Annotated in this window: 25 protein-coding genes and 2 pseudogenes; 14 read left to right on the forward strand and 13 right to left on the reverse strand. The window is 52.5% G+C overall.

Annotation, left to right across the window (positions count from 1 at the left end; all coding sequences use genetic code 11):
* Position 1: 1 nt before the first annotated feature.
* The 5 genes and pseudogenes from ACLJZ5_RS19285 to ACLJZ5_RS19305 all read left to right on the forward strand — a co-directional run.
* Positions 2-961 (forward strand): aminoimidazole riboside kinase, encoded by a 960-nt coding sequence (locus ACLJZ5_RS19285; protein WP_024798213.1) that lies wholly within the window; start codon positions 2-4, stop codon positions 959-961.
* Between the two features lie 9 nt (positions 962-970).
* Positions 971-2,011: an ADP-ribosylglycohydrolase family protein gene (locus tag ACLJZ5_RS19290; protein ID WP_024798212.1), complete on the forward strand. Its 1,041-nt coding sequence runs from the start codon at positions 971-973 to the stop codon at positions 2,009-2,011.
* 62 nt (positions 2,012-2,073) lie between these two features.
* Positions 2,074-2,796, forward strand: a complete 723-nt coding sequence (locus ACLJZ5_RS19295) for a GntR family transcriptional regulator (protein ID WP_001528882.1) — start codon at positions 2,074-2,076, stop codon at positions 2,794-2,796.
* A gap of 97 nt (positions 2,797-2,893) precedes the next feature.
* Positions 2,894-3,019, forward strand: a pseudogene (locus tag ACLJZ5_RS19300) (hypothetical protein); the annotation flags it as partial.
* A 51-nt stretch (positions 3,020-3,070) separates the two neighbouring features.
* Positions 3,071-3,211, forward strand: a pseudogene (locus tag ACLJZ5_RS19305) (CDP-diacylglycerol diphosphatase); the annotation flags it as partial.
* A gap of 89 nt (positions 3,212-3,300) precedes the next feature.
* Here the strand turns inward: ACLJZ5_RS19305 and ACLJZ5_RS19310 are convergent.
* From ACLJZ5_RS19310 to lsrR, 3 genes are all read right to left on the reverse strand, one after another.
* On the reverse strand, positions 3,301-3,651 hold the full coding sequence (locus tag ACLJZ5_RS19310; protein WP_001173083.1) for a cupin domain-containing protein: 351 nt from the start codon (positions 3,649-3,651) through the stop codon (positions 3,301-3,303).
* A 13-nt stretch (positions 3,652-3,664) separates the two neighbouring features.
* Complete coding sequence (gene lsrK / locus ACLJZ5_RS19315) at positions 3,665-5,257, reverse strand: autoinducer-2 kinase (RefSeq protein WP_000113084.1); 1,593 nt, start codon at positions 5,255-5,257, stop codon at positions 3,665-3,667.
* A gap of 86 nt (positions 5,258-5,343) precedes the next feature.
* A complete protein-coding gene (lsrR, locus tag ACLJZ5_RS19320) occupies positions 5,344-6,303 on the reverse strand; it encodes a transcriptional regulator LsrR (RefSeq protein ID WP_001283049.1) in 960 nt (319 codons plus the stop codon).
* A 255-nt stretch (positions 6,304-6,558) separates the two neighbouring features.
* Here lsrR and lsrA point away from each other — a divergent pair, with 255 nt between their 5' ends.
* The 7 genes from lsrA (at position 6,559) to ACLJZ5_RS19355 (ending at position 13,231) form a co-directional block, all read left to right on the forward strand.
* Entirely contained in the window at positions 6,559-8,094 is a 1,536-nt protein-coding gene (gene lsrA / locus ACLJZ5_RS19325) for an autoinducer 2 ABC transporter ATP-binding protein LsrA (RefSeq protein WP_001167248.1), read from the forward strand.
* Positions 8,088-9,131 (forward strand): autoinducer 2 ABC transporter permease LsrC, encoded by a 1,044-nt coding sequence (gene lsrC / locus ACLJZ5_RS19330; RefSeq protein WP_024798211.1) that lies wholly within the window; start codon positions 8,088-8,090, stop codon positions 9,129-9,131. The genes lsrA and lsrC overlap by 7 nt, the downstream gene beginning before the upstream one ends.
* Positions 9,128-10,129, forward strand: coding sequence for an autoinducer 2 ABC transporter permease LsrD (gene lsrD, locus ACLJZ5_RS19335; RefSeq protein ID WP_000981826.1), 1,002 nt, complete (start codon positions 9,128-9,130; stop codon positions 10,127-10,129). The genes lsrC and lsrD overlap by 4 nt, the downstream gene beginning before the upstream one ends.
* 28 nt (positions 10,130-10,157) lie before the next feature.
* On the forward strand, positions 10,158-11,180 hold the full coding sequence (lsrB, locus tag ACLJZ5_RS19340; protein ID WP_000090737.1) for an autoinducer 2 ABC transporter substrate-binding protein LsrB: 1,023 nt from the start codon (positions 10,158-10,160) through the stop codon (positions 11,178-11,180).
* A gap of 28 nt (positions 11,181-11,208) precedes the next feature.
* Positions 11,209-12,084, forward strand: a complete 876-nt coding sequence (lsrF, locus tag ACLJZ5_RS19345; protein WP_000774150.1) for a 3-hydroxy-5-phosphonooxypentane-2,4-dione thiolase — start codon at positions 11,209-11,211, stop codon at positions 12,082-12,084.
* Between the two features lie 82 nt (positions 12,085-12,166).
* Positions 12,167-12,457: a (4S)-4-hydroxy-5-phosphonooxypentane-2,3-dione isomerase gene (gene lsrG, locus ACLJZ5_RS19350; protein WP_001543603.1), complete on the forward strand. Its 291-nt coding sequence runs from the start codon at positions 12,167-12,169 to the stop codon at positions 12,455-12,457.
* 9 nt (positions 12,458-12,466) lie between these two features.
* The gene (locus ACLJZ5_RS19355) at positions 12,467-13,231 is read left to right on the forward strand and encodes an epimerase (RefSeq protein ID WP_024798179.1); all 765 of its coding nucleotides are present in this window, start codon (positions 12,467-12,469) and stop codon (positions 13,229-13,231) included.
* 91 nt (positions 13,232-13,322) lie between these two features.
* On the opposite strand, the gene tpiA is transcribed toward ACLJZ5_RS19355, so the two are convergent.
* Together tpiA and ACLJZ5_RS19365 are read right to left on the reverse strand one after the other, a co-directional pair.
* Positions 13,323-14,090, reverse strand: coding sequence for a triose-phosphate isomerase (gene tpiA / locus ACLJZ5_RS19360; RefSeq protein WP_001216335.1), 768 nt, complete (start codon positions 14,088-14,090; stop codon positions 13,323-13,325).
* A 112-nt stretch (positions 14,091-14,202) separates the two neighbouring features.
* Positions 14,203-14,799, reverse strand: a complete 597-nt coding sequence (locus ACLJZ5_RS19365) for a YiiQ family protein (protein ID WP_000802241.1) — start codon at positions 14,797-14,799, stop codon at positions 14,203-14,205.
* A 100-nt stretch (positions 14,800-14,899) separates the two neighbouring features.
* Here ACLJZ5_RS19365 and ACLJZ5_RS19370 point away from each other — a divergent pair, with 100 nt between their 5' ends.
* Positions 14,900-15,328 carry a DUF805 domain-containing protein gene (locus ACLJZ5_RS19370; RefSeq protein ID WP_000155238.1) on the forward strand — a complete coding sequence of 143 codons (429 nt, stop codon included), beginning with the start codon at positions 14,900-14,902 and terminating at the stop codon, positions 15,326-15,328.
* Positions 15,329-15,437: 109 nt separating this feature from the next.
* On the opposite strand, the gene fpr is transcribed toward ACLJZ5_RS19370, so the two are convergent.
* The 4 genes from fpr to ACLJZ5_RS19390 form a co-directional block, all read right to left on the reverse strand.
* On the reverse strand, positions 15,438-16,184 hold the full coding sequence (fpr, locus tag ACLJZ5_RS19375) for a ferredoxin--NADP(+) reductase (RefSeq protein ID WP_000796289.1): 747 nt from the start codon (positions 16,182-16,184) through the stop codon (positions 15,438-15,440).
* A gap of 96 nt (positions 16,185-16,280) precedes the next feature.
* Positions 16,281-17,291 carry a class II fructose-bisphosphatase gene (glpX, locus tag ACLJZ5_RS19380; RefSeq protein WP_001250624.1) on the reverse strand — a complete coding sequence of 337 codons (1,011 nt, stop codon included), beginning with the start codon at positions 17,289-17,291 and terminating at the stop codon, positions 16,281-16,283.
* A 111-nt stretch (positions 17,292-17,402) separates the two neighbouring features.
* A complete protein-coding gene (gene glpK / locus ACLJZ5_RS19385) occupies positions 17,403-18,911 on the reverse strand; it encodes a glycerol kinase GlpK (protein ID WP_000136809.1) in 1,509 nt (502 codons plus the stop codon).
* A gap of 20 nt (positions 18,912-18,931) precedes the next feature.
* Complete coding sequence (locus ACLJZ5_RS19390) at positions 18,932-19,777, reverse strand: MIP/aquaporin family protein (protein WP_000084285.1); 846 nt, start codon at positions 19,775-19,777, stop codon at positions 18,932-18,934.
* A gap of 398 nt (positions 19,778-20,175) precedes the next feature.
* On the opposite strand from ACLJZ5_RS19390, the gene zapB reads away from it, so the two are divergent.
* Entirely contained in the window at positions 20,176-20,415 is a 240-nt protein-coding gene (gene zapB, locus ACLJZ5_RS19395) for a septal ring assembly protein ZapB (RefSeq protein ID WP_000051370.1), read from the forward strand.
* Positions 20,416-20,636: 221 nt separating this feature from the next.
* On the opposite strand, the gene rraA is transcribed toward zapB, so the two are convergent.
* From rraA to hslV, 4 genes are all read right to left on the reverse strand, one after another.
* Complete coding sequence (rraA, locus tag ACLJZ5_RS19400; protein WP_000872918.1) at positions 20,637-21,122, reverse strand: ribonuclease E activity regulator RraA; 486 nt, start codon at positions 21,120-21,122, stop codon at positions 20,637-20,639.
* A 92-nt stretch (positions 21,123-21,214) separates the two neighbouring features.
* Positions 21,215-22,144, reverse strand: coding sequence for a 1,4-dihydroxy-2-naphthoate polyprenyltransferase (gene menA, locus ACLJZ5_RS19405; protein ID WP_000139639.1), 930 nt, complete (start codon positions 22,142-22,144; stop codon positions 21,215-21,217).
* 66 nt (positions 22,145-22,210) lie between these two features.
* The gene (gene hslU, locus ACLJZ5_RS19410) at positions 22,211-23,542 is read right to left on the reverse strand and encodes an HslU--HslV peptidase ATPase subunit (RefSeq protein ID WP_001293360.1); all 1,332 of its coding nucleotides are present in this window, start codon (positions 23,540-23,542) and stop codon (positions 22,211-22,213) included.
* 9 nt (positions 23,543-23,551) lie between these two features.
* Entirely contained in the window at positions 23,552-24,082 is a 531-nt protein-coding gene (gene hslV, locus ACLJZ5_RS19415) for an ATP-dependent protease subunit HslV (RefSeq protein WP_000208240.1), read from the reverse strand.
* Positions 24,083-24,126 lie beyond the last annotated feature (44 nt).

Consider the following 24,126-nt stretch of genomic DNA (forward strand, 5'->3'; position numbering starts at 1 on the left):
AATGAAGGCCATGAATAAGGTTTGGGTTATCGGCGATGCTTCCGTTGATCTGGTGCCGGAAAAACAGAACAGCTATCTGAAATGCCCCGGCGGAGCGTCGGCGAATGTGGGGGTATGCGTTGCCAGGCTGGGCGGAGAGTGCGGTTTTATTGGCTGTCTTGGCGACGATGACGCCGGCCGTTTCCTGCGCCAGGTTTTTCAGGATAACGGTGTGGATGTCTCTTTTCTACGCATGGATCCGGCCCTGACCAGCGCGGTGCTGATCGTCAACCTGACGGCTGATGGGGAGCGCAGCTTTACCTATCTGGTGCATCCGGGTGCCGATACCTACGTCTCGCCGCAGGACCTGCCGCCGTTCAGGCAGCACGAATGGTTTTACTTCAGCTCAATTGGCCTCACCGACAGGCCCGCTCGCGAGGCGTGCCTTGAGGGAGCGAGAAGAATGCGTGAAGCGGGTGGTTACGTACTGTTTGACGTCAATCTGCGCAGCAAAATGTGGGGGAATACTGATGAAATCCCTGAACTGATCGCCCGGTCCGCCGCGCTGGCTTCTATCTGCAAAGTCTCGGCAGATGAGCTGTGCCAGCTCAGCGGGGCCAGTCACTGGCAGGATGCGCGTTATTACCTGCGCGATCTGGGCTGCGACACCACCATCATTTCGCTGGGGGCCGATGGCGCGCTGTTGATTACCGCCGAGGGGGAGCTCCATTTTCCCGCACCGCGCGTCGATGTCGTCGATACCACCGGGGCAGGCGATGCTTTTGTCGGCGGCCTGCTGTTCACCCTTTCCCGCGCAAATTGCTGGGATCATGCCCTGCTGGCGGAAGCCATCAGCAATGCCAATGCCTGCGGCGCTATGGCGGTGACGGCAAAAGGCGCAATGACCGCTCTGCCGTTTCCCGACCAGCTAAACACTTTTCTGTCCAGCCATTCGCTGGCACAAGCCATGACCGTGAAATAAGGAGTCATCATGCACGTTGATCAAAACAAAATACTGGGATGCCTGGTGGGTGCCGCTGCGGCGGATGCGATGGGAGCCGCGACGGAAGTACGCACCCAGCAGCAGATAAAAGACTATTTTGGCGGCTGGGTGACGACCTTTCAAAAACCGCCTGCGGACACGTTTGGCCGCTGCAATGAAGCGGGTATGTGCACGGATGATTTTATTCAGGCTAAGTACATTATGGACGCGCTGCTGCGCCATCAGCGTGAAGTCAGCGACGAAGCGATGCGCGAGGCTTTCCAGCAGTGGCTGGATTATCCTTTCTACGCCAACTTTACCGGTCCGACGACGCGTGCGGCAATGAAAGCGATATTTAATGATAATCGCGCCTCTTTGCAGGGCGAGCTGGAAGGCGAAAAACAATCGGTACAGATCATTAATAAGGGTAATGCCGAAGCCACCAACGGCGCGGCCATGAAGATTTGGCCAGCGGCGGTGCTGCATCCGGGTGATATTGACGCGGCGATTGACTGCGCGCTGCAGATTTGCCGCTTTACCCATAATAACGTGCTGGCGATGTCCGGCGCAGCGGCGATGGCGGCGGCAACCAGCGAGGCGTTAAGAGCGCAGACCAACGCAGACAGCATTATTGCCGCCGGTATTTACGGTGCGCAAAGAGGTTATCTGCTGGCGCAGGAGCAAGGTGCGATGATGGTGGCAGGTCCTTCCGTTGCCCGACGCATTGAGCTGGCCGTAGATATCGGTAAACGTCATCGCCATTGGGAAACGGCGATAGTGGATATTGCCGATATTATTGGCTCCGGGCTGCACGTGAGTGAAGCGGTGCCGGCGGCCTTTGGCCTGTTCGCGTGTTGTCCGAATTCTGCCGTAGATGCTATTATCTCCGGCGTTAATATCGGCAATGATACTGATACTGTCGCCACCATGGTTGGGGCGATTTCCGGCGCATTCCATGGCGTGGAGGCTTTTCCCGCCGATTATTTAACGACTTTGGATCGTATGAATCATTTCGATTTGGCAGAACTGGCCAGGCAAATCGCAGGGTAGCGACTTCACCCTGCCGGGGACGGTAAAACGTCCCCTGCTGGCGAAGACGTGAGGTGCGCAGCTTGCAGGTTGATAAAACGAGCTTTACTCCGCTTTATAAGCAACTATTTTTTATCATCTGTCAGCAGATCCAGAACGGGTCTTTGCCTTTGGGTAGCCAACTACCGACGCAAAAAGAGATTGCCAGATCCTACAACGTCTCGCTGATTGTGGTTAAACAGGCCTGGAGCGAATTAATCAATGCGGGCATTATTTCGTCGCAGCGCGGGAGTGGTTCGGTGGTGTGCTCGGTGCCGGAAGGCGTGAGCTACGGGCACACGTTTCGCGGTATTACCCGCGATCTCCAGGACGCCAGCGTGGCGATTGAGAACCGTATTCTGGAAATCGCGCCGCGCCGCGCGCGCGACGCTCAGGCAGACGGCTTGAGCCTGCCCGCACAGCATCACTATCTCTATATTTCGCGTATTCGTTGCCTGAATAACCGTCCGTTTAACCATGAAAAGATCTATCTCGATCTGAGCTTCTTTCCCGATCTGCAGCTCACACCGCAGGCGCTGGAGCATACGTCGCTTTATTCGTTATTAAACGTCACAAGCGACTCGGCGATAGAAAAAGTTGAGGCGATTTTACCTTCCGCTGACCTGTGCGAAAAATTGCAAATCGCCGCCAATAAACCGCTGTTATCCGTCGCCAGACAGACGTTTCAGGCCGGGAAGGACAGCCCTTTTGAGTATTGCCGCTATTACGTGCTGTCTGAATACTTTGGTGAAATTCATTATCACTGATCTGTCCGCTTAATCTTGCGATAACCCCACTATATCTGGCGTTTACCTGCCTGACTGTCCGCCGTATTCTTGCTGAAAAAATCGTCAGGAGACAGGTATGTCGCTCTGGTTGCCCCATCCTCTGTTCCTTCCTTTCATCATGGTTGGCATTACTATCCTTCTGTGGGCGACTTCGCCACTGCCGGAGTTTATGACCGCACTGCTGTTTTTTGCTGCTGTGGTGGCGATGGGACCAGGGAAAGTTCCTGCGCGGGCGGGGATGCTGTGATGTATCGCGCTGGCGGTGGTACGCCAAAGCGATGGCTCTTTTGTCCTGCTGGCGACCGAGCGTAATTTACTGATCTTCAATCGCGCTTCTGCCGAGGAAATTCAGGATCATCAGTGTGATATCTTGAACCAACAGGTCATCAAATGACAGCTTGATATTGCATTAACGAATGCCGTTTGGAGGCCGGACAAGGCTCTCGTGGCGCTATCCGGCAAAATCTGGCGATGGCGCGGGCGTTACCAGGCTGGTGGATCTGCGGGGTGGCTGTCATTTTCCAGATGCGGCGATTTAATAAACACGCCTTTCCAGGGTTTATCGCCGTTATTAATGAGATAATGCGCCTCCCCAGGTTCGCACTGTAAAACATCTCCAGTTTGCAGGATATGAGGTGTTCCTTCCAGATACAGGCACACTTCACCGCTTAGGGTATAAAAAACCTCACAAGCGGTATTATGGCGATGGTTAGGGAATGACTGCCCTGGTTGTAGTATGACGACGCCCATATCGCAGCCCGGCCCACGGATTAAGTATTTAGGGCCATTATCGCCAAAGCGGTATTCATGATTCTTCTCATTCGTTTTTTGCATGCTTATTCTCCTGTTACAGGCCTGGCGCTTTCCAGAGGGATGTCGTTAAGCCACCATCGACCAGCGCGCGTTGATCCTGATAAACGGCCTGCCATTTTTCTCTGGCCTGCTGATAGACAGCGAAATTTTCAGGATTAGGTTTATGCTCCCGATCCCATCGCACTAGCTTTTCTCCCGTTTCCGCCAGCGATGGCCAGATACCCACGCCAACGCCTGCGGCAATAGCGCACCCTAACGCGGTAGCTTCTTTGACGACAGGTACGTGAACGGTGAGTCCCGTAACGTCGGCAAGGATTTGGCTCCATAATTTGCCTTTAGATCCTCCGCCGGCAAAAACCAGCGAGTCGGCCTGTACGCCGGAAAACGCGGCAATTTGCTGTAAATTGCAGGCGGAAACAATGGCGGCATTCTCTTCCAGCGCGCGAAATAGGGTCGCTTTATTACACTTTTCAGGATCGATAGACAGATTGATAAACGACGGCGCGGCATGGTACCAGCGTTTAAAACGCATAACGTCAGAGAAGATGGGCATCACACCGTACGCGCCGGGAGGCACCCGGCTGGCCATATCTTCCAGCAGGGAATACGCATCAATACCTAACCTTTCAGCGATTAGTTTTTCCTCGGCGCAAAAGGCGTCGCGGAACCAACGCATCGTTAACCCAGTAAAAAAGCTAATAGACTCGGTTTGTACCATACCGGGGATCACATGAGGATTGATGCGAACGTTCATGTTTGGGTCGGTGACCGGCGCGGGAAGATTGACGACCTGTTGCCAGAAGGTTCCGCCCAGCACGGCCGTTTGCGCCGGGCGTACGACGCCCAGCCCCAGACAGCCTAACTGCACATCGCCGCCGCCAACGATGACCGGCGTACCCGCTTGCAGGTCGCACTGTTCAGCCGCTTTCTGTGAAATGTGACCGAGCAGCGTCCCGGTTTCTTTTACCGGCGAGAGAATGTCAGAACGCAGGCCCGCCATCTGTAACAGGCTACGTTTCCAGTTGCGGGTCACCAGATCCAATAACCCCGTCGTGCCTGCGTTGGAGGGATCGACCGCCAGTTCGCCGCTGAGCATAAAGGCCATCCAGTCGCTGATCATAGTGACGGTTGATGCGCGATGATAAATATCCGGACGATGGTGGGCAAGCCAGAGCAGACGCGGAATAGCGCTGAGCGCCAGCGTTTGCCCGGAGCAACGATAAACTTCCTCCTCAAAGGTGTTATCGTGCAGCTCTTTTAATTCACTGACTTCGTGCGCCGCGCGGGCGTCAACATTAGCGCAGGCCCAAATGGGTTCGCCGTTACTGTCATAAATAACAATGCCTTCACGCATCGAGCAGGCCGATACGGCAGCGATAGCCGTTGCAGGGATGGCGGCTTTCTGTAGTGCCTGACGGATACACTGGCAAGCCAGTTGCCAGTTTTTGGCAAGATCAAACTCCATCGAACCAGGCACATCCGGCACGGCCAGATGCTGCCATTCCGCTTGACCGACAGCTATTTGCTTTCCTTGTAGATCAAAAATTACTGCTCTGACGCTACCGGTACCGGCGTCAAGAGCCATCAGGTAATGTCCTGATTCAGTATGGGTACAGAGTCGAGCCATTTTTTTATCCTCGGCTATTTTTACATCGTTACATAAAATCCTGTCAGTTATTGTTTATTGAATTGAGGTAAGTGTTATTTTATTTTTTATTTTTCAATAAGTTGAATTATTTTTCCTGCGGTTTTCTGATCGGTAACCAGCGCATTGATATAGTTACCGCGCATAGCGGCAATAATAGCTTCTGCTTTTTGTTCGCCGCCGGCGACGCCAATCACGGTTGGGATCGTGGAAAGTGAATTTAACTTCAGGCCAATTAATTCGTTATGGATTTTGATGTCTGGAATAATTTCGCCATGAGCATCAAAAAAATAGCCCAGAATATCGCCTACTGCGCCTTTGCGGCCAATCATGAGTTGTTCACCCTGAGTGATATAACCGGATTTTAAGATACTGGCTTGATCTTTCTGGTTAATTGCCCCAATCCCCACGATGGCGGCATCGGCAGCTTGCGCTGTGAGCATCACATCCCGCACGCTATTTTCATTGCGCAGCGTGCAGGCAATTTCCTGCGATGATGCGCGCAGCGGCGCGGGCATAATACTTACGCTACAAGCGGCATCAAGCTGGCCTATTCCGGTCATATACGGCCCCACGCCGCCGGATAACGTGACCAGTCGGATTTGTTGCGCCGAGATAAATCCGCTGAGGCGTTTTAATGTGGTCATCGTGGCTTCGCCAAAGCCGACGGCCAGCAGTTGCTGTGGCCGCAGTGACTCCATCAACATATGGGCGGCGCCGATTCCTAAGCGCAGACCAATATCGGCATCGGGTAATGCCGGCAGCACGCGGATATTCTGCAATGCGAAGTGGTTGCGCAAGGCATTTTCATACTCAAGACACCCTTCGAAGCGGGAGTTGATTTGTACGCGAATAATACCGGACTGATGCCCTTTCTCCAGCAGACGAGAAACCTTCAGCCGGGTTAGCCCCAGACGCTCGCTGATTTCACTCTGCGTCAATCCATCGTGATAGTAGAACCAGGCAATACGCGCCACCTGCTCTTCTTCGCACATTCCATAATCAGATACCAACGTATTATCGCTCATTGTCATAACCTGGCTTTACTTTGAACATTTCTAAATCATTAACACAATTGTTCAGTTATCACTCCGAAATAACCGTGATTAACGCCACAAAAACGCGTCAAATCTGAACATTTATCATCTAAAAATTCATTTATTCAGAAAACGTGATCTGGATGAGAGTTTTTTGACCAAATAACTACTACCGTTTTGAACAATTTCTTTTTCAAAAAACATTTGTTCAGTCCCGTCAGTCAACATTGAGGGAGCGGAGGCAACATGCAAATCAGTCACAATACTGCATCCCCTCTGATTTGTGTGCAGAACATTTATAAAAGTTATTCCGGCGTCGAAGTACTAAAGGGAATTGACTTTACTCTGCATGCGGGAGAGGTGCACGCATTGCTTGGCGGCAATGGTGCGGGTAAATCAACATTAATGAAGATTATTGCCGGTATAGTCCCGCCAGATGGAGGGACTATCGATATTGCTGGTGTGCGTTGCAGTCATTTAACGCCTCTGAAGGCGCACCAGTATGGCATTTACCTGGTTCCCCAGGAGCCTCTGTTATTTCCGAGTTTATCTGTGCGGGAAAATATCTTGTTTGGCTTGCAGGGACGTCAGGCCTCCACGGAAAAAATGCAGCAGCTATTAAAGGCGATGGGATGCCAACTTGATCCGGCGAGCGCTGCGGGTACGCTTGATGTTGCAGACCGCCAGATCGTTGAAATTATGCGCGGCTTGATGCGCGACTCGCGAATCTTAATTCTTGATGAGCCCACGGCGTCGTTAACGCCAGCCGAAACTGATCGGTTATTTACGCGTCTGCAAGAGTTGCTGAAAAAGGGTGTCGGAATTGTATTTATTTCTCATAAGCTACCAGAAATTAGACAGTTAGCTCACTGTGTTAGCGTGATGCGTGACGGTAAAATCGCATTATTCGGAAAAACGCATGACCTTTCTACCGACGAGATTATTCAAGCTATCACCCCGGCAACGCAGGGCGTCAGTCTTTCCGCGAATCAAAAGTTGTGGCTGGAATTGCCTGGCAGCCGCCCGCAGAACGAACGCGGCGCGACGGTATTAGCGCTGGAGTCACTGACGGGCGAAGGTTTTATGAATATCAACCTTGAGGTGCGGGCAGGCGAAATCCTTGGTCTGGCCGGGTTGGTCGGCGCGGGACGCACAGAACTGGCTGAAACGCTGTACGGTATTAGACCGGTCAATGCGGGGCGGATGCTGTTCAATGGTGAAGAAATTAACGCCCTGACAACCCAACAGCGGTTGCAGCTCGGCCTGGTCTATTTGCCGGAAGATCGGCAGTCATCCGGGCTGTATCTTGACGCTTCCCTGGCATGGAATGTCTGTTCGCTGACCCACAACCAAAAAGGATTTTGGATAAAGCCCCAGCGGGATAACGCCACCCTTGAACGTTACCACCGCGCGTTAAATATCAAACTCAATAATGCCGAACAGGCGGCGCGTACTTTATCCGGCGGTAACCAGCAAAAAGTATTGATTGCCAAATGCCTGGAAGCCTCTCCGCAATTACTGATTGTCGATGAACCGACCCGCGGTGTCGATGTCTCCGCCCGCAGCGATATTTATCAGCTGTTGCGCAGTATCGCGCAACAAAATGTCGCAGTGCTGTTTATTTCCTCCGATCTGGAAGAGATAGAGCAGATGGCCGATCGCGTATATGTCATGCACCAGGGGGAACTGGGGGGGCCTGCGTTATGCGGCGAGGAAATTAACGTTGATACCATCATGCACGTTGCGTTTGGCGAACATGGTGCGTCGGAGGCAACATGTTGAAATTCATCCAAAATAATCGGGAAGCGACGGCGCTGCTGGCAATAGTCTGTTTATTCGTGTTTCCTGGCGCGCTGGATAGCCAGTATTTGAGCGTGCAAACGCTGACAATGGTTTTCAGTAGCGCGCAAATTTTGATGCTGTTGGCGATTGGCGCGACGATGGTAATGCTCACCCGCAATATTGATGTATCGGTGGGCTCGACGACAGGCATGTGCGCGGTATTGCTGGGAGTGATGTTAAACGCCGGCTATAGCCTGCCGGTCGCCTGCCTGGCCACACTAATATTAGGAATTGTCGCCGGATTTTTTAATGGCGTACTGGTTGCCTGGTTGAAGATACCCGCCATTGTCGCCACTCTGGGAACGCTGGGCTTGTATCGTGGGATCATGCTGCTATGGACAGGGGGGAAATGGATTGAAGGATTACCCGCAGACTTAAAGCAACTCTCTGCTCCGGTGTTTCTGGGAATTTCCGCAATCGGCTGGTTTACCCTGGTGTTAGCGCTGCTTATGGCCTGGCTCCTGGCGAAAACCGCCTTTGGCCGCAATTTTTACGCCACCGGCGATAACCTGCAGGGCGCCCGGCAATTGGGTGTCCGTACCGAGATGGTACGCATCATGGCATTTTCACTTAATGGCGGTATGGCGGCATTGGCTGGAATCGTGTTTGCCTCGCAGATTGGCTTCATTCCCAATCAAACTGGCACGGGGCTGGAAATGAAAGCCATCGCGGCCTGCGTATTGGGGGGAATTAGCCTGTTAGGCGGGTCAGGCACGGTCATCGGCGCTATTCTCGGCGCTTATTTTCTTACGCAAATCGATAGTGTGTTAGTGCTGCTGCGTATTCCCGCCTGGTGGAACGATTTTATTGCCGGCCTGGTATTGTTGGGCGTACTGGTATTCGATGGGCGGCTGCGTTGCGCATTACAACGCAATCTGCGCCGCCAGAAATATGCCCGTTTTATATCACCACCCACTCCACTACAGGCGGAAGCAAAAACGCACGCACAACAGAATAAAAACAAAGAGGTGGCATGATGAATCCATGGCGACGCTATAGCTGGGAAATTGCGCTGGCAGCCTTATTGATCTTTGAAATTCTGGCTTTCGGTCTGATTAATCCACGTTTATTAGATATTAATGTCTTACTTTTTAGCACTAGCGATTTTATTTGTATCGGTATTGTCGCTTTGCCGCTAACAATGGTTATTGTCAGCGGTGGTATGGATATTTCATTTGGTTCTACAATCGGGCTATGCGCGATTACCCTGGGTGTGCTGTTTCAGCTCGGTATGCCGCTACCTTTAGCGATTATTATTACCCTACTACTTGGCGCAATATGTGGGCTGATAAATGCCGGACTTATTATTTATACCGGCGTAAACCCGTTGGTGATTACCCTGGGAACCATGTATTTATTTGGTGGTAGCGCATTATTGTTATCTGGTATGGCTGGCGCCACAGGTTATGAAGGTATTGGTGGATTTCCCACAGCGTTCACTGACTTTGCCAATATTTCATTTCTTGGTATTCCCATGCCGCTTATTTTTTTTCTTGTGTGCTGTCTGTTTTTCTGGCTGCTCATGCATCGCACGCATATGGGACGCAACGTTTTCCTGATTGGCCAGAGCGCCCGTGTCGCGCAGTACAGCGCGATCCCGGTGAATCGCACGTTGTATACAGTGTATGCCATGACCGGATGCGCCTCCGCGATCGCAGCCGTATTACTGGTTTCTTACTTTGGCTCCGCACGTTCGGATCTGGGCGCCTCTTTCCTGATGCCGGCCATTACGGCGGTTGTGCTGGGAGGCGCCAATATTTATGGCGGCTCCGGGTCGATTATGGGGTCCGCGTTGGCGGCGCTGCTGGTGGGATTTTTACAGCAGGGGCTACAGATGGCCGGAGTGCCGAATCAAATTTCCAGCGCATTGTCCGGTGCGCTTCTCATTGTTGTTGTCGTTGGTCGTTCCGTCAGTTTGCATCGTCACCAAATCCTTGAATGGTACTCACGCCGTCGCAATGCGCATCAGGCATGATTTCCTTTTGAAATTTATGGAGAAAAAAATGGCAAGACACAGCATTAAAATGATCGCCTTACTCACTGCGTTTGGTCTGGCATCTGCGGCAATGACCGTGCAGGCGGCAGAGCGGATTGCTTTTATTCCCAAACTGGTTGGCGTGGGCTTTTTTACCAGCGGCGGCAATGGCGCGCAGGAAGCGGGAAAAGCGCTGGGCATTGACGTAACTTACGATGGCCCTACAGAGCCCAGCGTCTCAGGCCAGGTTCAACTGGTGAATAACTTTGTCAATCAGGGGTATGACGCCATTATCGTTTCTGCCGTTTCGCCTGATGGCCTGTGCCCGGCGTTGAAGCGGGCAATGCAAAGAGGCGTGAAAATATTAACCTGGGACTCCGATACCAAGCCGGAGTGCCGTTCTTACTATATCAATCAAGGGACGCCAAAACAGCTCGGCAGCATGCTGGTAGAGATGGCCGCTCATCAGGTGGACAAAGAGAAAGCGAAAGTCGCTTTCTTCTATTCCAGCCCAACGGTGACCGACCAGAACCAGTGGGTAAAAGAAGCTAAAGCCAAAATTAGCCAGGAACATCCGGGGTGGGAGATAGTCACTACCCAGTTTGGCTATAACGATGCCACGAAATCGCTCCAGACGGCGGAAGGTATCATCAAAGCGTATCCCGATCTGGATGCCATCATCGCGCCTGACGCTAACGCTTTACCTGCTGCGGCACAGGCGGCGGAGAACCTTAAACGCAATAATCTCGCGATTGTTGGTTTTAGTACGCCGAATGTAATGCGCCCTTATGTTCAGCGCGGCACTGTTAAAGAGTTTGGCCTGTGGGATGTCGTCCAACAGGGAAAAATTTCCGTATATGTCGCCAACGCGTTGCTGAAAAATATGCCAATGAATGTCGGTGATTCACTGGATATTCCCGGCATCGGCAAAGTTACCGTTTCACCTAATAGTGAGCAGGGATATCACTATGAGGCAAAAGGTAACGGCATTGTGTTATTGCCGGAGCGTGTCATTTTCAACAAAGACAATATCGACAAATATGATTTCTGATAACTGTTATGTATCGACGGAGTAAAGAATGGCTGATTTAGATGATATTAAAGATGGCAAAGATTTTCATACCGATAAACCACAAACTAACACTTTGTTCGCATTAAAAGGCTGTGGCGCGCTGGATTGGGGAATGCAGTCCAGACTGGCGAGGATTTTTAATCCCAGGACCAGAAAAACGGTCATGCTGGCCTTTGACCATGGATATTTCCAGGGGCCGACAACCGGACTTGAGCGTATTGATATCAATATTGCGCCGCTCTTTGAATATGCTGATGTCTTAATGTGTACTCGCGGCATATTACGCAGTGTGGTACCTCCGGCAATTAATAAACCAGTCGTTTTACGCGCGTCCGGGGCGAATTCTATTCTCACTGAATTAAGCAATGAGGCGGTTGCGGTGGCGATGGATGACGCTGTGCGGTTGAATAGCTGTGCTGCTGCCGCACAGGTTTATATTGGTAGTGAGCATGAACATCAGTCGATTAAAAATATTATTCAACTGATTGATGCCGGGTTACGCGTCGGGATGCCAATAATGGCAGTAACCGGGGTGGGTAAAGATATGGCTCGCGACCAGCGTTATTTTTCACTGGCAACGCGTATCGCTGCGGAAATGGGGGCGCAAATTATCAAAACGTATTATGTCGATAAAGGTTTTGAGCGTATTGCGGCAGGTTGTCCGGTGCCGATTGTCATCGCCGGCGGTAAAAAACTGCCTGAACGTGAAGCATTGGAAATGTGCTATCAGGCGATTGACCAGGGGGCTTCTGGCGTAGATATGGGGCGTAATATATTCCAGTCAGAAGATCCGGTAGCCATGATTAAAGCGGTACATGCTGTCGTTCATCATAACGAAACAGCAGAGCGTGCTTATGAGCTGTTTTTGAGTGAGAAAGGTTAAATGAGATCGCTTCCCCATCTTTTACCGATGCGAGGAGATGGGGATGACTGTTATTTTATTTGGAATAATCAGGGGGTTAATGATGCACGTTACGCTGGTTGAAATTAACGTTCATGATGACAAGGTTGAACAATTTATCGATGTTTTTCGGCAAAATCATCTGGGCTCAATTAAAGAGCCGGGTAACTTGCGTTTTGATGTTCTGCAGGATCCGCAGGTGCCTACGCGATTTTATATTTATGAAGCCTACGTTGATGAACAGGCCGTCGCTTTTCATAAGACAACGCCACACTATAAAACTTGCGTGGAGCAGCTTGAACCGTTGATGACCGGTCCGCGGACAAAAAAAGTTTTTATGGGTTTGATGCCTTAAGGAGCGCTCATGAACAGCCAGTTTGCCGGATTAACGCGCGAAGCATGTGTGGCATTGTTAGCGTCATATCCGCTTAGTGTGGGTATTCTGGCAGGGCAGTGGATTGCGTTGCATCGCTATCTGCAACAGTTGGAAGCGTTAAACCAGCCGCTGTTGCATTTGGATTTGATGGATGGTCAATTTTGCCCGCAGTTTACCGTTGGGCCATGGGCAGTTGGGCAACTGCCGCAAACCTTTATCAAAGATGTTCATTTGATGGTAGCGGATCAATGGACGGCGGCGCAAGCCTGCGTGAAGGCGGGCGCACACTGCATCACGCTTCAGGCTGAAGGCGATATTCATCTGCATCATACGCTAAGCTGGCTTGGTCAGCAGACCGTGCCCGTTATTGGCGGTGAAATGCCGGTGATCCGGGGGATTAGTTTATGCCCGACAACGCCTCTGGATGTCATTATCCCTATTCTGAGCGACGTCGAGGTTATTCAACTACTGGCAGTGAACCCTGGATACGGCAGTAAAATGCGCTCCAGTGATTTGCACGAGCGCGTGGCGCAGCTTCTCTGTCTACTTGGTGATAAACGCGAAGGTAAAATTATCGTTATTGATGGGTCGTTAACGCAGGATCAATTGCCTTCGCTGATTGCACAGGGCATCGATCGTGTTGTTTCTGGTAGTGCGTTATTTCGTGATGATCGGCTGGTTGAGAATACGCGGAGCTGGAGGGCGATGTTTAAGGTTGCCGGGGATACTACTTTCTTACCCTCCACAGCATAAATGCCGGATGGCGGCTTTACCTTATCAGGCCTACATAAGCACTCGGCTGGTAGGCCTGATAAGCGCAGCGCCATCAGACATTGATTGGCAATTAAGCCTGTTTAGCAGCTTCTGCTGCTTTCACGATCACCGCGAAAGCGTCAGCTTTCAGAGAAGCGCCGCCTACCAGTGCGCCGTCGATGTCCGGCTGCGCGAACAGTTCGGCTGCGTTGGACGCATTAACAGAACCGCCGTACTGGATAATGACCTGTTCAGCGATTTTCGCGTCAGCTTTAGCAATGTGGTCACGGATGAATTTGTGCACTGCCTGCGCCTGCGCAGGAGTTGCAGATTTACCGGTACCGATCGCCCATACGGGTTCGTAAGCGATAACCGCGCCTTCAAAGGCTGCCGCGCCCTGCGTTTTCAGTACCGCGTCGATCTGGCGTGCGCACACTTCTTCTGTTTTGCCCGCTTCGTTTTCCGCTTCGGTTTCACCGATGCACAGTACCGGCGTCAGACCTTGTTCTTTCAGTACGGCGAATTTTTTGGCGATCAGCTCGTCAGATTCTTTGTGATAAGTACGACGCTCGGAGTGGCCGATAATAATGTACTGCGCGCCGATATCTTTCAGCATTTCAGCCGAAGTTTCACCGGTGAATGCGCCAGACAGGTTCAGATCAACGTTCTGCGCGCCCAGCATGATGTGGCTGCCGGCAGCAGCGCGTTTCGCCAGATCGATATACATTTCCGGCGGAGCGATTGCCACGTCGCAGCCTGCTACGCCCGCCAGTTCTTTACGCAGGTTAGCCACCAGTTCGTTTACCATGTGGCGGCTGCCGTTCAGTTTCCAGTTACCCATCACTAAAGGATGTCGCATTTCATTTCTCCACGCTTAGTCAGCGAATTAAGGAAGATGGCCGCTCGTCAGAGCAGCATGGTCTGTGAAACAGTATAGAGATTCATCCCCGGAAAGGCTTTGCTTTTTGTCATCAATTCGCCCCTTCCAGATTTTCAGATAACGCCAGCTTAATCGGTTCAACCGCGAAGGTCAGCCCCTTTTCGCCGTTATCTGCGACAACATAACGTACCGCGCCTTCGGTCTCGGCGTAATAGTGTTTACCTTTACCGGCGATAAGCATCTTTTGCAGTTTTTTCTGGCTTTGCTCTTTTGTCAGTAACGGGGCGACAGTGCGAATAATGGCGGCCATATATTCCAGCGCTTTCGCTTTCGCCGCTTTCTGTTCCGGCCCCTGAATGGGCAGCCAGGTAATCTGCATACTTTTCACTTTGAGCGTACCGCGCTCCAGCGCCGTGGAGGCATACAGATTTTCGTTAATCTTACTGGCGGCGCGGGTCAGATTCGCCTTATCGCGGCTATTCTCAATGGCGCGAAATTCATTGAGCGGCAGATCGGGATTCTGGCGGTTAAAGTTCTCACGAAACTGGCTAATAGAAAGATCAAAGGTTGGCGAGCCCGCCAGCAGATAGGGCGCTGTCGTGGTCGATGAAGAGAGCTGCGCGTGCGCCGTTATGCTGGCGGTGAGAGCAGAAAACAACAGTAGAAACAGAGTACATCCTGGCTTCATCAATCTTACCTTTCGTTAGGACTGCTCACGATTAAAACGATAACTGTCGGGCTTGTCAAAAGGGTAAACTGTAGCGGAAGGCAAAATATAAGGAACTTACATGACCATACAGCAATGGTTATTCTCATTTAAAGGGCGTATCGGACGCCGTGATTTCTGGATTTGGATCGGCCTCTGGTTTGCCGGGATGCTGGCGCTATTTTCGCTGGCGGGGAAAAATCTGCTTGATATCCAAACGGCGGCATTTTGCCTGGTGTGCCTGCTGTGGCCGACCGCCGCCGTCATGGTCAAACGTCTGCATGACCGGGGACGTTCCGGCGCGTGGGCGTTGCTAATGATTCTGGCGTGGATGCTGCTGGCCGGAAACTGGGTGATGCTGCCGGGGATGTGGCAGTGGGTCGTCGGGCGATTTATTCCGACGCTGATCCTGGTGATGATGCTTATCGATCTGGGCGCGTTTGTCGGTGTTCAGGGGGAAAATAAGTTTGGGAAAGCGACACAGGACGTGAAGTTTAAAGCAGAATCGTAAACGGGCGGTAAACCGTAATTTGCCCGGTGGCGCTGACGCTTACCGGGCCCACAGATTGGTGATGATTTGCAGGAGGCCGGATAAGCCCCAGCCGCCATTCGGTAAAACATCACCAGTAATGTTCAGCCGTCATATGCCCCGGTCGGCGGCGCAGATGTTTAGTCATCTGTCGGGTCTCTTTCAGCAGTTGCTGCGTATCGCGCACCATCTGCGGGTTCCCGCACAGCATGACGTGGCTGGTCTCTTTATCCATCGGCAATCCAACGGCTTTTTCCAGCTCGCCGTTTTCAATGAGCGCAGGCACGCGCCCGGTAAGCGAGCCTGGCACGCTCTCCCGGCTGACCACCGTTTGGATGCGCAGCTTGCCTTCATAACGCTGTTGTAGTTCCAGCATTAGCGGCAGATAGCTTAAATCGGCGGCGAAGCGTGCGGCGTGGACCAAGACCAGATTTTTAAAGCGCGCGACATCCTGCCCATATTGCAGAATAGACAAATACGGGCCAATAGCGGTTCCGGTCGCCAGCATCCATAGCGTCTCGCAGTCAGGCACTTCATCCAGTACAAAGAAACCCGACGCGTCGCTGACCACTTGCACCTCATCGCCAGGTTTTAGCGCCGCCAGCCGCGGGCTGAGCTTTCCTTGCGGCACCGTCACCAGATAAAACTCTAAATTCGGATTGTCAGGCGCATTCACATAGGAATACGCGCGCTGAATGCGCTCGCCATCGATCTCCAGTCCGAGTTTGGTAAATTGGCCTGCAGTAAAAGGATTAATGGGGGCGTGAACGGTCAGGCTGAACAGTGCGTCAGTCCAGTTTTGCACCTTAGTGACTTTACCTGTTACCCAATCGGCCATGGTTTTCTCCTGTTCTGAATCGCTAACCTTATCTTCGTTCGTCAGGAGAAAGATTTCCAGCCCCGCGAGGCTGGAAGGCTCTAACTAACAAATGCGCTAGAGGATATGCGCCTGTACATCCGGATCTTTACGATCAAGATAGTGGATAGACTGAATGCGGCGGATGGTGCGTGATTTGCCGCGGATCAGCAGCGTTTCCGTCGTGGCAATATGGCCTTTCCGGCTAATTCCTTCCAGCAGATCGCCTTTCGTGATGCCGGTCGCGGAGAAAATAACGTTATCGCTACGCGCCATATCGCCCAGGCATAACGCCTTGCCCGCTTCAATGCCCATTGCTTTGCAGCGCGCCAGTTCCTGTTCGCCAATGCGGCGGTTTTCTTCGCTGTCGCCTTTCACATCATGGCGCGCCAGCAGACGCCCCTGCATATCGCCGTCCAGCGCGCGGATCACCGCTGCGGATACCACGCCTTCTGGTGCGCCGCCAATCCCGTACAGCACGTCGACTTCGCTATCCGGCATACAGGTCAGAATTGAGGCCGCGACGTCGCCGTCAGGAATGGCAAACACGCGTACGCCCAGTTTGGCCATCTCTGCGATGACCTCGTCATGACGCGGTTTTGCCAGAATGGTCACGGTCAGATCGCCAAGCGGTTTACCCAGCGCATCCGCGATGTTGCGCAGGTTATCCGCCAGCGGCAGATTGAGATCGATCGCCCCTTTGGCGCCCGGACCGACAATCAGTTTTTCCATATACATATCGGGCGCATTCAGGAAACAGCCTTTATCGCCGACCGCCAGCACCGCCAGCGCGTTCGCCTGACCCATCGCCGTCATGCGCGTGCCCTCAATCGGATCGACGGCGATATCTACCGCATCGCCGTGGCCGGTACCGACTTTCTCGCCGATATAGAGCATCGGGGCCTCGTCGATTTCGCCTTCGCCAATCACGATGGTGCCGTCAATGTTGACCTGGTTGAGCATGATACGCATGGCGTTGACCGCCGCGCCGTCCGCGGTATTTTTATCGCCGCGTCCCAGCCATTTGTAGCCAGCCAGCGCTGCCGCTTCGGTCACACGGGAAAATTCGATGGCAAGTTCTCGTCTCATAAAAAACTCGTAGCAAAAAGGAGTGGCGCGCAGTGTAGCACAGGGGAAGGAGGGAATAATTGATGTGTGTGCGGAGTTGCCCCCGCACAAAGATTTTGCCGGATGGCGACCTTACTTGTCGTGTTCTTCCCACGCCATTGCGCGTTTAACCGCTTTCTTCCAGCCGCTGTAACGGTAGTTACGCTCGGTGGTTTCAATGCCGGGGCGGAATTCTCGCTCAATGACGGCTTTTTCCTGCAGCTCGTCCAGGTTCTGCCAGTAACCGACGGCCAGACCAGCCAGATAGGCGGCGCCCAGAGCGGTCACTTCGCGCACTTCCGGGCGTTCCACCCGCGTGCCGAGAATATCTGACTGGAACTGCATCAGGAAGTTGTTGGCCACTGCGCCGCCGTCCACACGCAGAGCGTGCAGGCGGATACCGGAGTCGGCCTGCATCGCTTCCAGTACGTCGCGGGTCTGGTAAGCGATGGATTCGAGCGTCGCGCGGATAATGTGATTGGAGTTCACGCCGCGGGTCAGGCCAAAAATGGCGCCGCGGGCATACGGATCCCAGTACGGCGCGCCCAGACCGGTGAAGGCTGGAACCACGTAGACACCGTTGGTATCTTTCACTTTCGTGGCGAAATATTCGGAGTCGAACGCGTCGCTGATGAGCTTCATTTCATCACGCAGCCATTGAATGGACGCTCCCGCCATAAACACCGCGCCTTCCAGCGCATAGTTGACTTCGCCGCTTGGGCCGCAGGCGATGGTGGTCAGCAGGCCGTTTTCCGATTTTACCGCTTTCTCGCCGGTGTTCATCAGCATAAAGCAGCCGGTGCCGTAGGTATTCTTTGCCATTCCTTCCTTTACGCACAGTTGGCCGAATAGCGCGGCCTGCTGATCCCCGGCAATCCCGGCGATAGGAATACGTGTACCGCCTTTACCGCCAATATTGGTCTGGCCGTAGACTTCGGAGGACTTACGTACCTGGGGCAGCATCGCGCGTGGGATATCCAGCACGTCCAGCATCTTATCGTCCCAGTCCAAATCATGGATGTTGAACAGCATGGTTCGTGAGGCGTTGGTGTAATCCGTAACGTGGACGCGGCCCTGCGTCATCTTCCAGATAAGCCAGGTATCCACCGTACCGAACAGCAGCTCGCCACGCTTCGCGCGTTCGCGCGAACCTTCCACATGGTCAAGGATCCATTTCACTTTAGTGCCAGAGAAGTACGGGTCGACGACCAGACCGGTATTGTCGCGGATGTAATCTTCCAGGCCGTCGCGTTTAAGCTGTTCGCAAATATCGGCGGTACGACGGCACTGCCAGACAATAGCGTTGTATATCGGTTTGCCGGTTTCACGTTCCCAGACGATCGCGGTTTCACGTTGGTTGGTGATACCGATAGCGGCAATCTGATCGGAACTGATATCGGCCTTGGCCAGCACTTCTACCAGCGTTGAGCTTTGGGATGCCCAAATTTCCATCGGGTCGTGTTCTACCCAGCCTGGCTTAGGATAAATTTGCTCAAATTCGCGCTGTGATACGCTGACGATATTCGCGTCATGATCCATAACGACCGCGCGGGAGCTGGTGGTGCCCTGGTCGAGCGCAACGATATATTTTTTTTCAGTCATAATTTTGTCCCGTAATCAGATTACAGCGAAGCATTTTGTTGTGTGGTCGCGGTGGAGTCCTTCTCTTCCACGACGCAGGTATCGCACGGCAAATGACGGCCAATAAATTTGCGATAAGCAAACGCGCCCAGAATGGCGCCGACGATGGGGCCAAACAGCGGCACCAGGAAGTAAGGAATGTCTCTACCGCCGGTAAATGCAATTTCACCCCAACCGGCAAGCCCGGCGAACATTTTGGGGCCAAAGTCACGCGCCGGATTCATCGCAAACCCGGTCAACGGCCCCATAGAGGCACCGATAACGGCGATCAGTAAACCAATGAGCAGTGGCGCAAGCGGACCGCGAGGTACGCCGTTACCGTCGTCGGTCAGCGCCAGAATCAGCCCCATCAGAATAGCGGTAATCACCATTTCAACCGCGAAGGCCTGCACAAAATTGATATGAGGATTCGGGTAAGTTGAGAAAATGCCTGCGAGATCGAGACTTTCAACGCTGCCACGGACGATATGGTGGGTTTGTTCGAAGTCCACAAAAAGATTGTAATAAAGCCCGTAAACTAACGCCGCTGCGCAAAAGGCGCCGGCAACTTGAGAAATAATAAAAGGAACAACTTTACGTTTGTCGAAACAAGCAAATAGCCAGAGTGCGATGGTCACTGCCGGGTTCAGGTGTGCGCCAGAAACACCTGCCGTCAGGTAGATAGCCATCGCTACCCCCAGACCCCAGATGACGCTGATTTCCCACTGTCCAAAAGTAGCTCCGGCAACTTTAAGCGCAGCGACACAACCCACACCGAAAAAAATCAACAACCCGGTACCGAGGAATTCAGCAATGCACTGGCCTTTTAAGGTTGATGTTTGACTCATAATCGGATCCTGAAGAGTATGTAATGATTATTGGTATGCGAGGAGGTCATGGACATCCACGATGCCCTGTAGGCACACTGTTAATTTATCGTTAACGAGCAAAAACGAGAAATATCGAAATCAAAATGTGTGTACTGCGTCAATAAAATGAGCGTTATCGCGCCATGAGGCGCATTTTGAGACAGCAGAAGAGAGTGAATTGAATCATTTCATTAACCAATATGTTAACACTTTTAAGTTATTGAATGAATGTTACCAGGAGATGGATGAAAATTGCTGCAAACCGCGATCTACGCGGTATGTCGCTGGACAGCGAGAGCGGGGCTTCATACAATCGACACTATATATTGTGCGCGTTTACGTGAAGCGTCGCCTTGCAATTCAGGAGAGGTAAGATCATGTCTTTAGAAGTGTTTGAGAAACTGGAAGCAAAAGTACAGCAGGCGATTGACACCATCACCCTGTTACAGATGGAAATTGAAGAGCTGAAAGAAAAGAACAACAGCCTGACGCAGGAAGTGCAGTCTGCACAGCATCAGCGTGAAGAACTCGAGCGTGAAAATAATTCTCTGAAGGAACAGCAGAGCGGCTGGCAGGAACGTTTGCAGGCGCTGCTTGGTCGTATGGAAGAAGTCTAATCCTCGTCATATTTCACGTTATGGCGGCGTTGGCTGCGTGCGTTCACCCCAGTCACATAGTGGCCTATGCTCCTGGGGATTCACTTACTTGCCGCCTTGCCCTGACGCGAAATCTATAGAGGATTTAGAATGCGGATACCGGTGGGCCGGATAAGGCGTAAGCTGCTATCCGGCAATCAGCGACAACGCATAAAAAAGGCGCCTTACGGCGCCTTTTTTGATCACTCGATATCAAGCGGGTCTTCGGAAAGGATAATCCCGGTGTTGTCGGCATAGAGATGATCGCCGGAGAAGAACGTCACGCCGCCGAAATTGACGCGCACATCGCTTTCCCCAATGCCTTCACCTGCGGCGCCAACCGGAATGGCGGCGATCGCCTGAATGCCGATATCCAGCTCTTCCAGATCGTCCACCTGACGCACCGCGCCATAGATAACCAGCCCTTCCCATTCATTTTGCGTGGCCAGACGCGCCAGCTCCGCATCGACTAATGCACGGCGGACAGAACCGCCGCCATCGACCAGCAGAACCCGACCACGGCCATTTTGTTCGAGCAGATCGTACAGCAACCCGTTGTCCTCGAAACATTTTACCGTGATGATTTGTCCGCCAAACGACGACCGCCCTCCAAAATTAGAGAACAGTGGTTCCACGACGTTGACATCTTCCTGATAGATGTCACAAAGCTCGGAAGTATCGTATTTCATAGGCTTAACGTTCAGTTGCTGCGAGAATTTTTAGTATATCGCGCTAAGTATACTGTTGGCAAAATCATCAATTGTTAATTGATATTTGTCAGTTAAACGGCCCACTGACTTAAGAGTATCCCAATCACAAATAACAGGTTGGTTAACAACGCGCCTTTAACGGTACGTTCAAGCATCGGGCGCATTGCCGCAGGCTCCCTTTCGCGCATTACGTAGCGCGCTTGTTTAATGAGCAATGGTGCGGCCAGAATAAACAACCATCCCCACGGACTGTGTAGCGAGAGCAGATTAAACAGCGCCAGACAGAGCAGCGCACCTAGCAACAGGCAGGCGTGATAACGACGCGCGTTGACATCGCCCAGTCGTACCACAAGGGTATTTTTGCCGTTCTCTCTGTCGCTATTAATATCGCGCAGGTTATTAATATTCAGCACCGCCGTCGCCAGTAAACCGCAGGCGGTGGCCGGGAGAATTAGCGCCGGAATCAGCGTATGCGCCTGGAGATACCAGCTCCCCATGACACTTAGCCAGCCAAAGAATACCAGGACAGAGATATCACCCAGCCCGATATAGCCGTAGGGCCGATTACCCACGGTGTAGGTGATGGCGGCGATAATCGACAGCCCGCCCAAAATCAGGAAGCCGACAAAATCGGTTAACGTATGGCACGCGACCGCCACCAGCGCCAGTCCGGAGATACAGATCAGCACGACGGTAATGATTAACGCCCGCTTCATCTCCTGCCGGGTGATGACGCCTTTTTGCATCCCCCGCAGCGGCCCGATGCGATCCGGTTTATCACTGCCTTTGACAGCGTCGCCGTAATCGTTGGCGAGGTTGGATAAAATTTGCAGCAGCCCGGCGGTGATAAGGGCCAGCAGTGCGACCAGAGGATCGAAATAGCCTTGCCACCATGCCAGGGCCGTACCGACGATAATCGCCGCGAAGGCGAGGGGTAAGGTTTTGGGTCGTAAGCTTTCCAGCCAGGCCTGGGTGCGGCTAATTTGTTGTTGTTCAGTCATATTTAGCGCCAATAAAAATGGGGCTTTTCAGCCCCATCAACAGTGATGAAAATGCATTGGACGCGATTATAAGATAAAACGGCTTAGATCTTCATCTGCGACCAGCGCATCCAGATGTTTGCTCACATATTCCGCATCAATTGTGATGTTTTGGCCGTGCAGATCGCTGGCGTTATAGGAAATTTCTTCCATCAGACGCTCCAGTACGGTATGCAGACGGCGCGCGCCGATGTTTTCGGTGGTTTCGTTAACCTGCCAGGCGGCTTCGGCAATACGTTTAATACCGGAATCGGTGAACTCGATATTGACGCCTTCAGTTGCCATCAGCGCTTTATACTGCACGGTGACGGACGCGTTTGGCTCGGTCAAAATGCGTTCGAAATCGCTGGTGGTCAGCGCCTGAAGTTCAACGCGAATCGGCAGACGGCCCTGCAGTTCCGGGATCAGATCAGACGGCTTCGCCACCTGGAACGCGCCAGAGGCGATAAACAGAATATGATCCGTTTTGACCATCCCGTGTTTGGTTGAAACCGTGCAGCCTTCTACCAGCGGCAGTAAGTCGCGCTGTACGCCTTCGCGTGAAACATCCGGGCCGGAGGTTTCGCCACGCTTACAAATTTTGTCAATTTCATCGATAAACACGATGCCGTGCTGTTCAACCGCGTCGATAGCGTCCTGTTTCAGCTCTTCCGGGTTGACCAGCTTAGCAGCTTCTTCTTCAACCAACAGTTTCATCGCGTCTTTAATTTTCAGCTTACGCGGTTTCTGTTTCTGACCGCCCAGGTTCTGGAACATAGACTGCAACTGGCTGGTCATTTCCTCCATGCCCGGAGGCGCCATAATCTCTACGCCCATCGGCGCGGCGGCGAGGTTAATCTCGATCTCTTTATCGTCGAGCTGGCCTTCGCGCAGTTTTTTGCGGAACGTTTGACGGGCGGCAGAAGGCTCCTGCTGCTGTTCGGCCTGGCCCCAGTTATTTTTTGCGGGTGGGATCAGTACGTCGAGAATACGTTCTTCCGCCAACTCTTCCGCACGATAGCGGTTTTTCTCGATAGCCTGTACGCGAACCATTTTCACAGCGGCATCGGTCAGATCGCGGATGATAGAGTCCACTTCTTTCCCGACATAGCCCACTTCGGTGAATTTGGTGGCTTCAACTTTAATGAACGGCGCGTTGGCGAGTTTTGCCAGACGACGGGCGATTTCGGTTTTACCGACGCCGGTCGGGCCAATCATCAGAATATTTTTCGGCGTTACTTCGTGGCGCAGCTCTTCATCAAGCTGCATACGACGCCAGCGGTTACGCAATGCAATCGCCACGGAACGCTTAGCGTTATCCTGGCCGATAATGTGTTTGTTCAGTTCGCTGACAATTTCGCGTGGGGTCATTTCAGACATGAGAGGTCCTTACGCTTTGGCGGTCAATTCTTCAATGGTGTGGAAATGGTTGGTGTAAATGCAGATATCGCCTGCAATATCCAACGCCTTTTCAGCAATTTCGCGCGCGCCGAGCTCGGTATTTTCTAACAGAGCGCGAGCGGCAGCCTGGGCATAAGGACCGCCGGAGCCGATAGCAATTAAATCGTTTTCAGGTTGCACGACATCGCCGTTACCCGTGATGATGAGCGAGGCGGTTTCATCCGCGACGGCCAGCAACGCTTCCAGTTTGCGTAGCATACGGTCGGTACGCCAGTCTTTCGCCAGTTCAACGGCGGCTTTGACCAGGTGCCCCTGATGCATTTCCAGTTTACGTTCAAACAGCTCGAACAGCGTGAATGCATCCGCAGTACCGCCCGCAAAGCCCGCAATGACCTTGTCGTTGTAGAGGCGGCGGACTTTCTTCACGTTGCCTTTCATTACTGTGTTACCCAGTGTGGCCTGACCATCACCGGCGATTACCACGTGGCCGTTACGGCGTACGCTTACTATTGTTGTCACGAGCAGACCCCTTGGTTACTAATGCTGAATTGCGGCCCCGTACG

The organism is Salmonella sp. 5800 (genome assembly GCF_046558195.1).
GTDB classification, from domain to species: Bacteria; Pseudomonadota; Gammaproteobacteria; order Enterobacterales; family Enterobacteriaceae; genus Salmonella; species Salmonella enterica.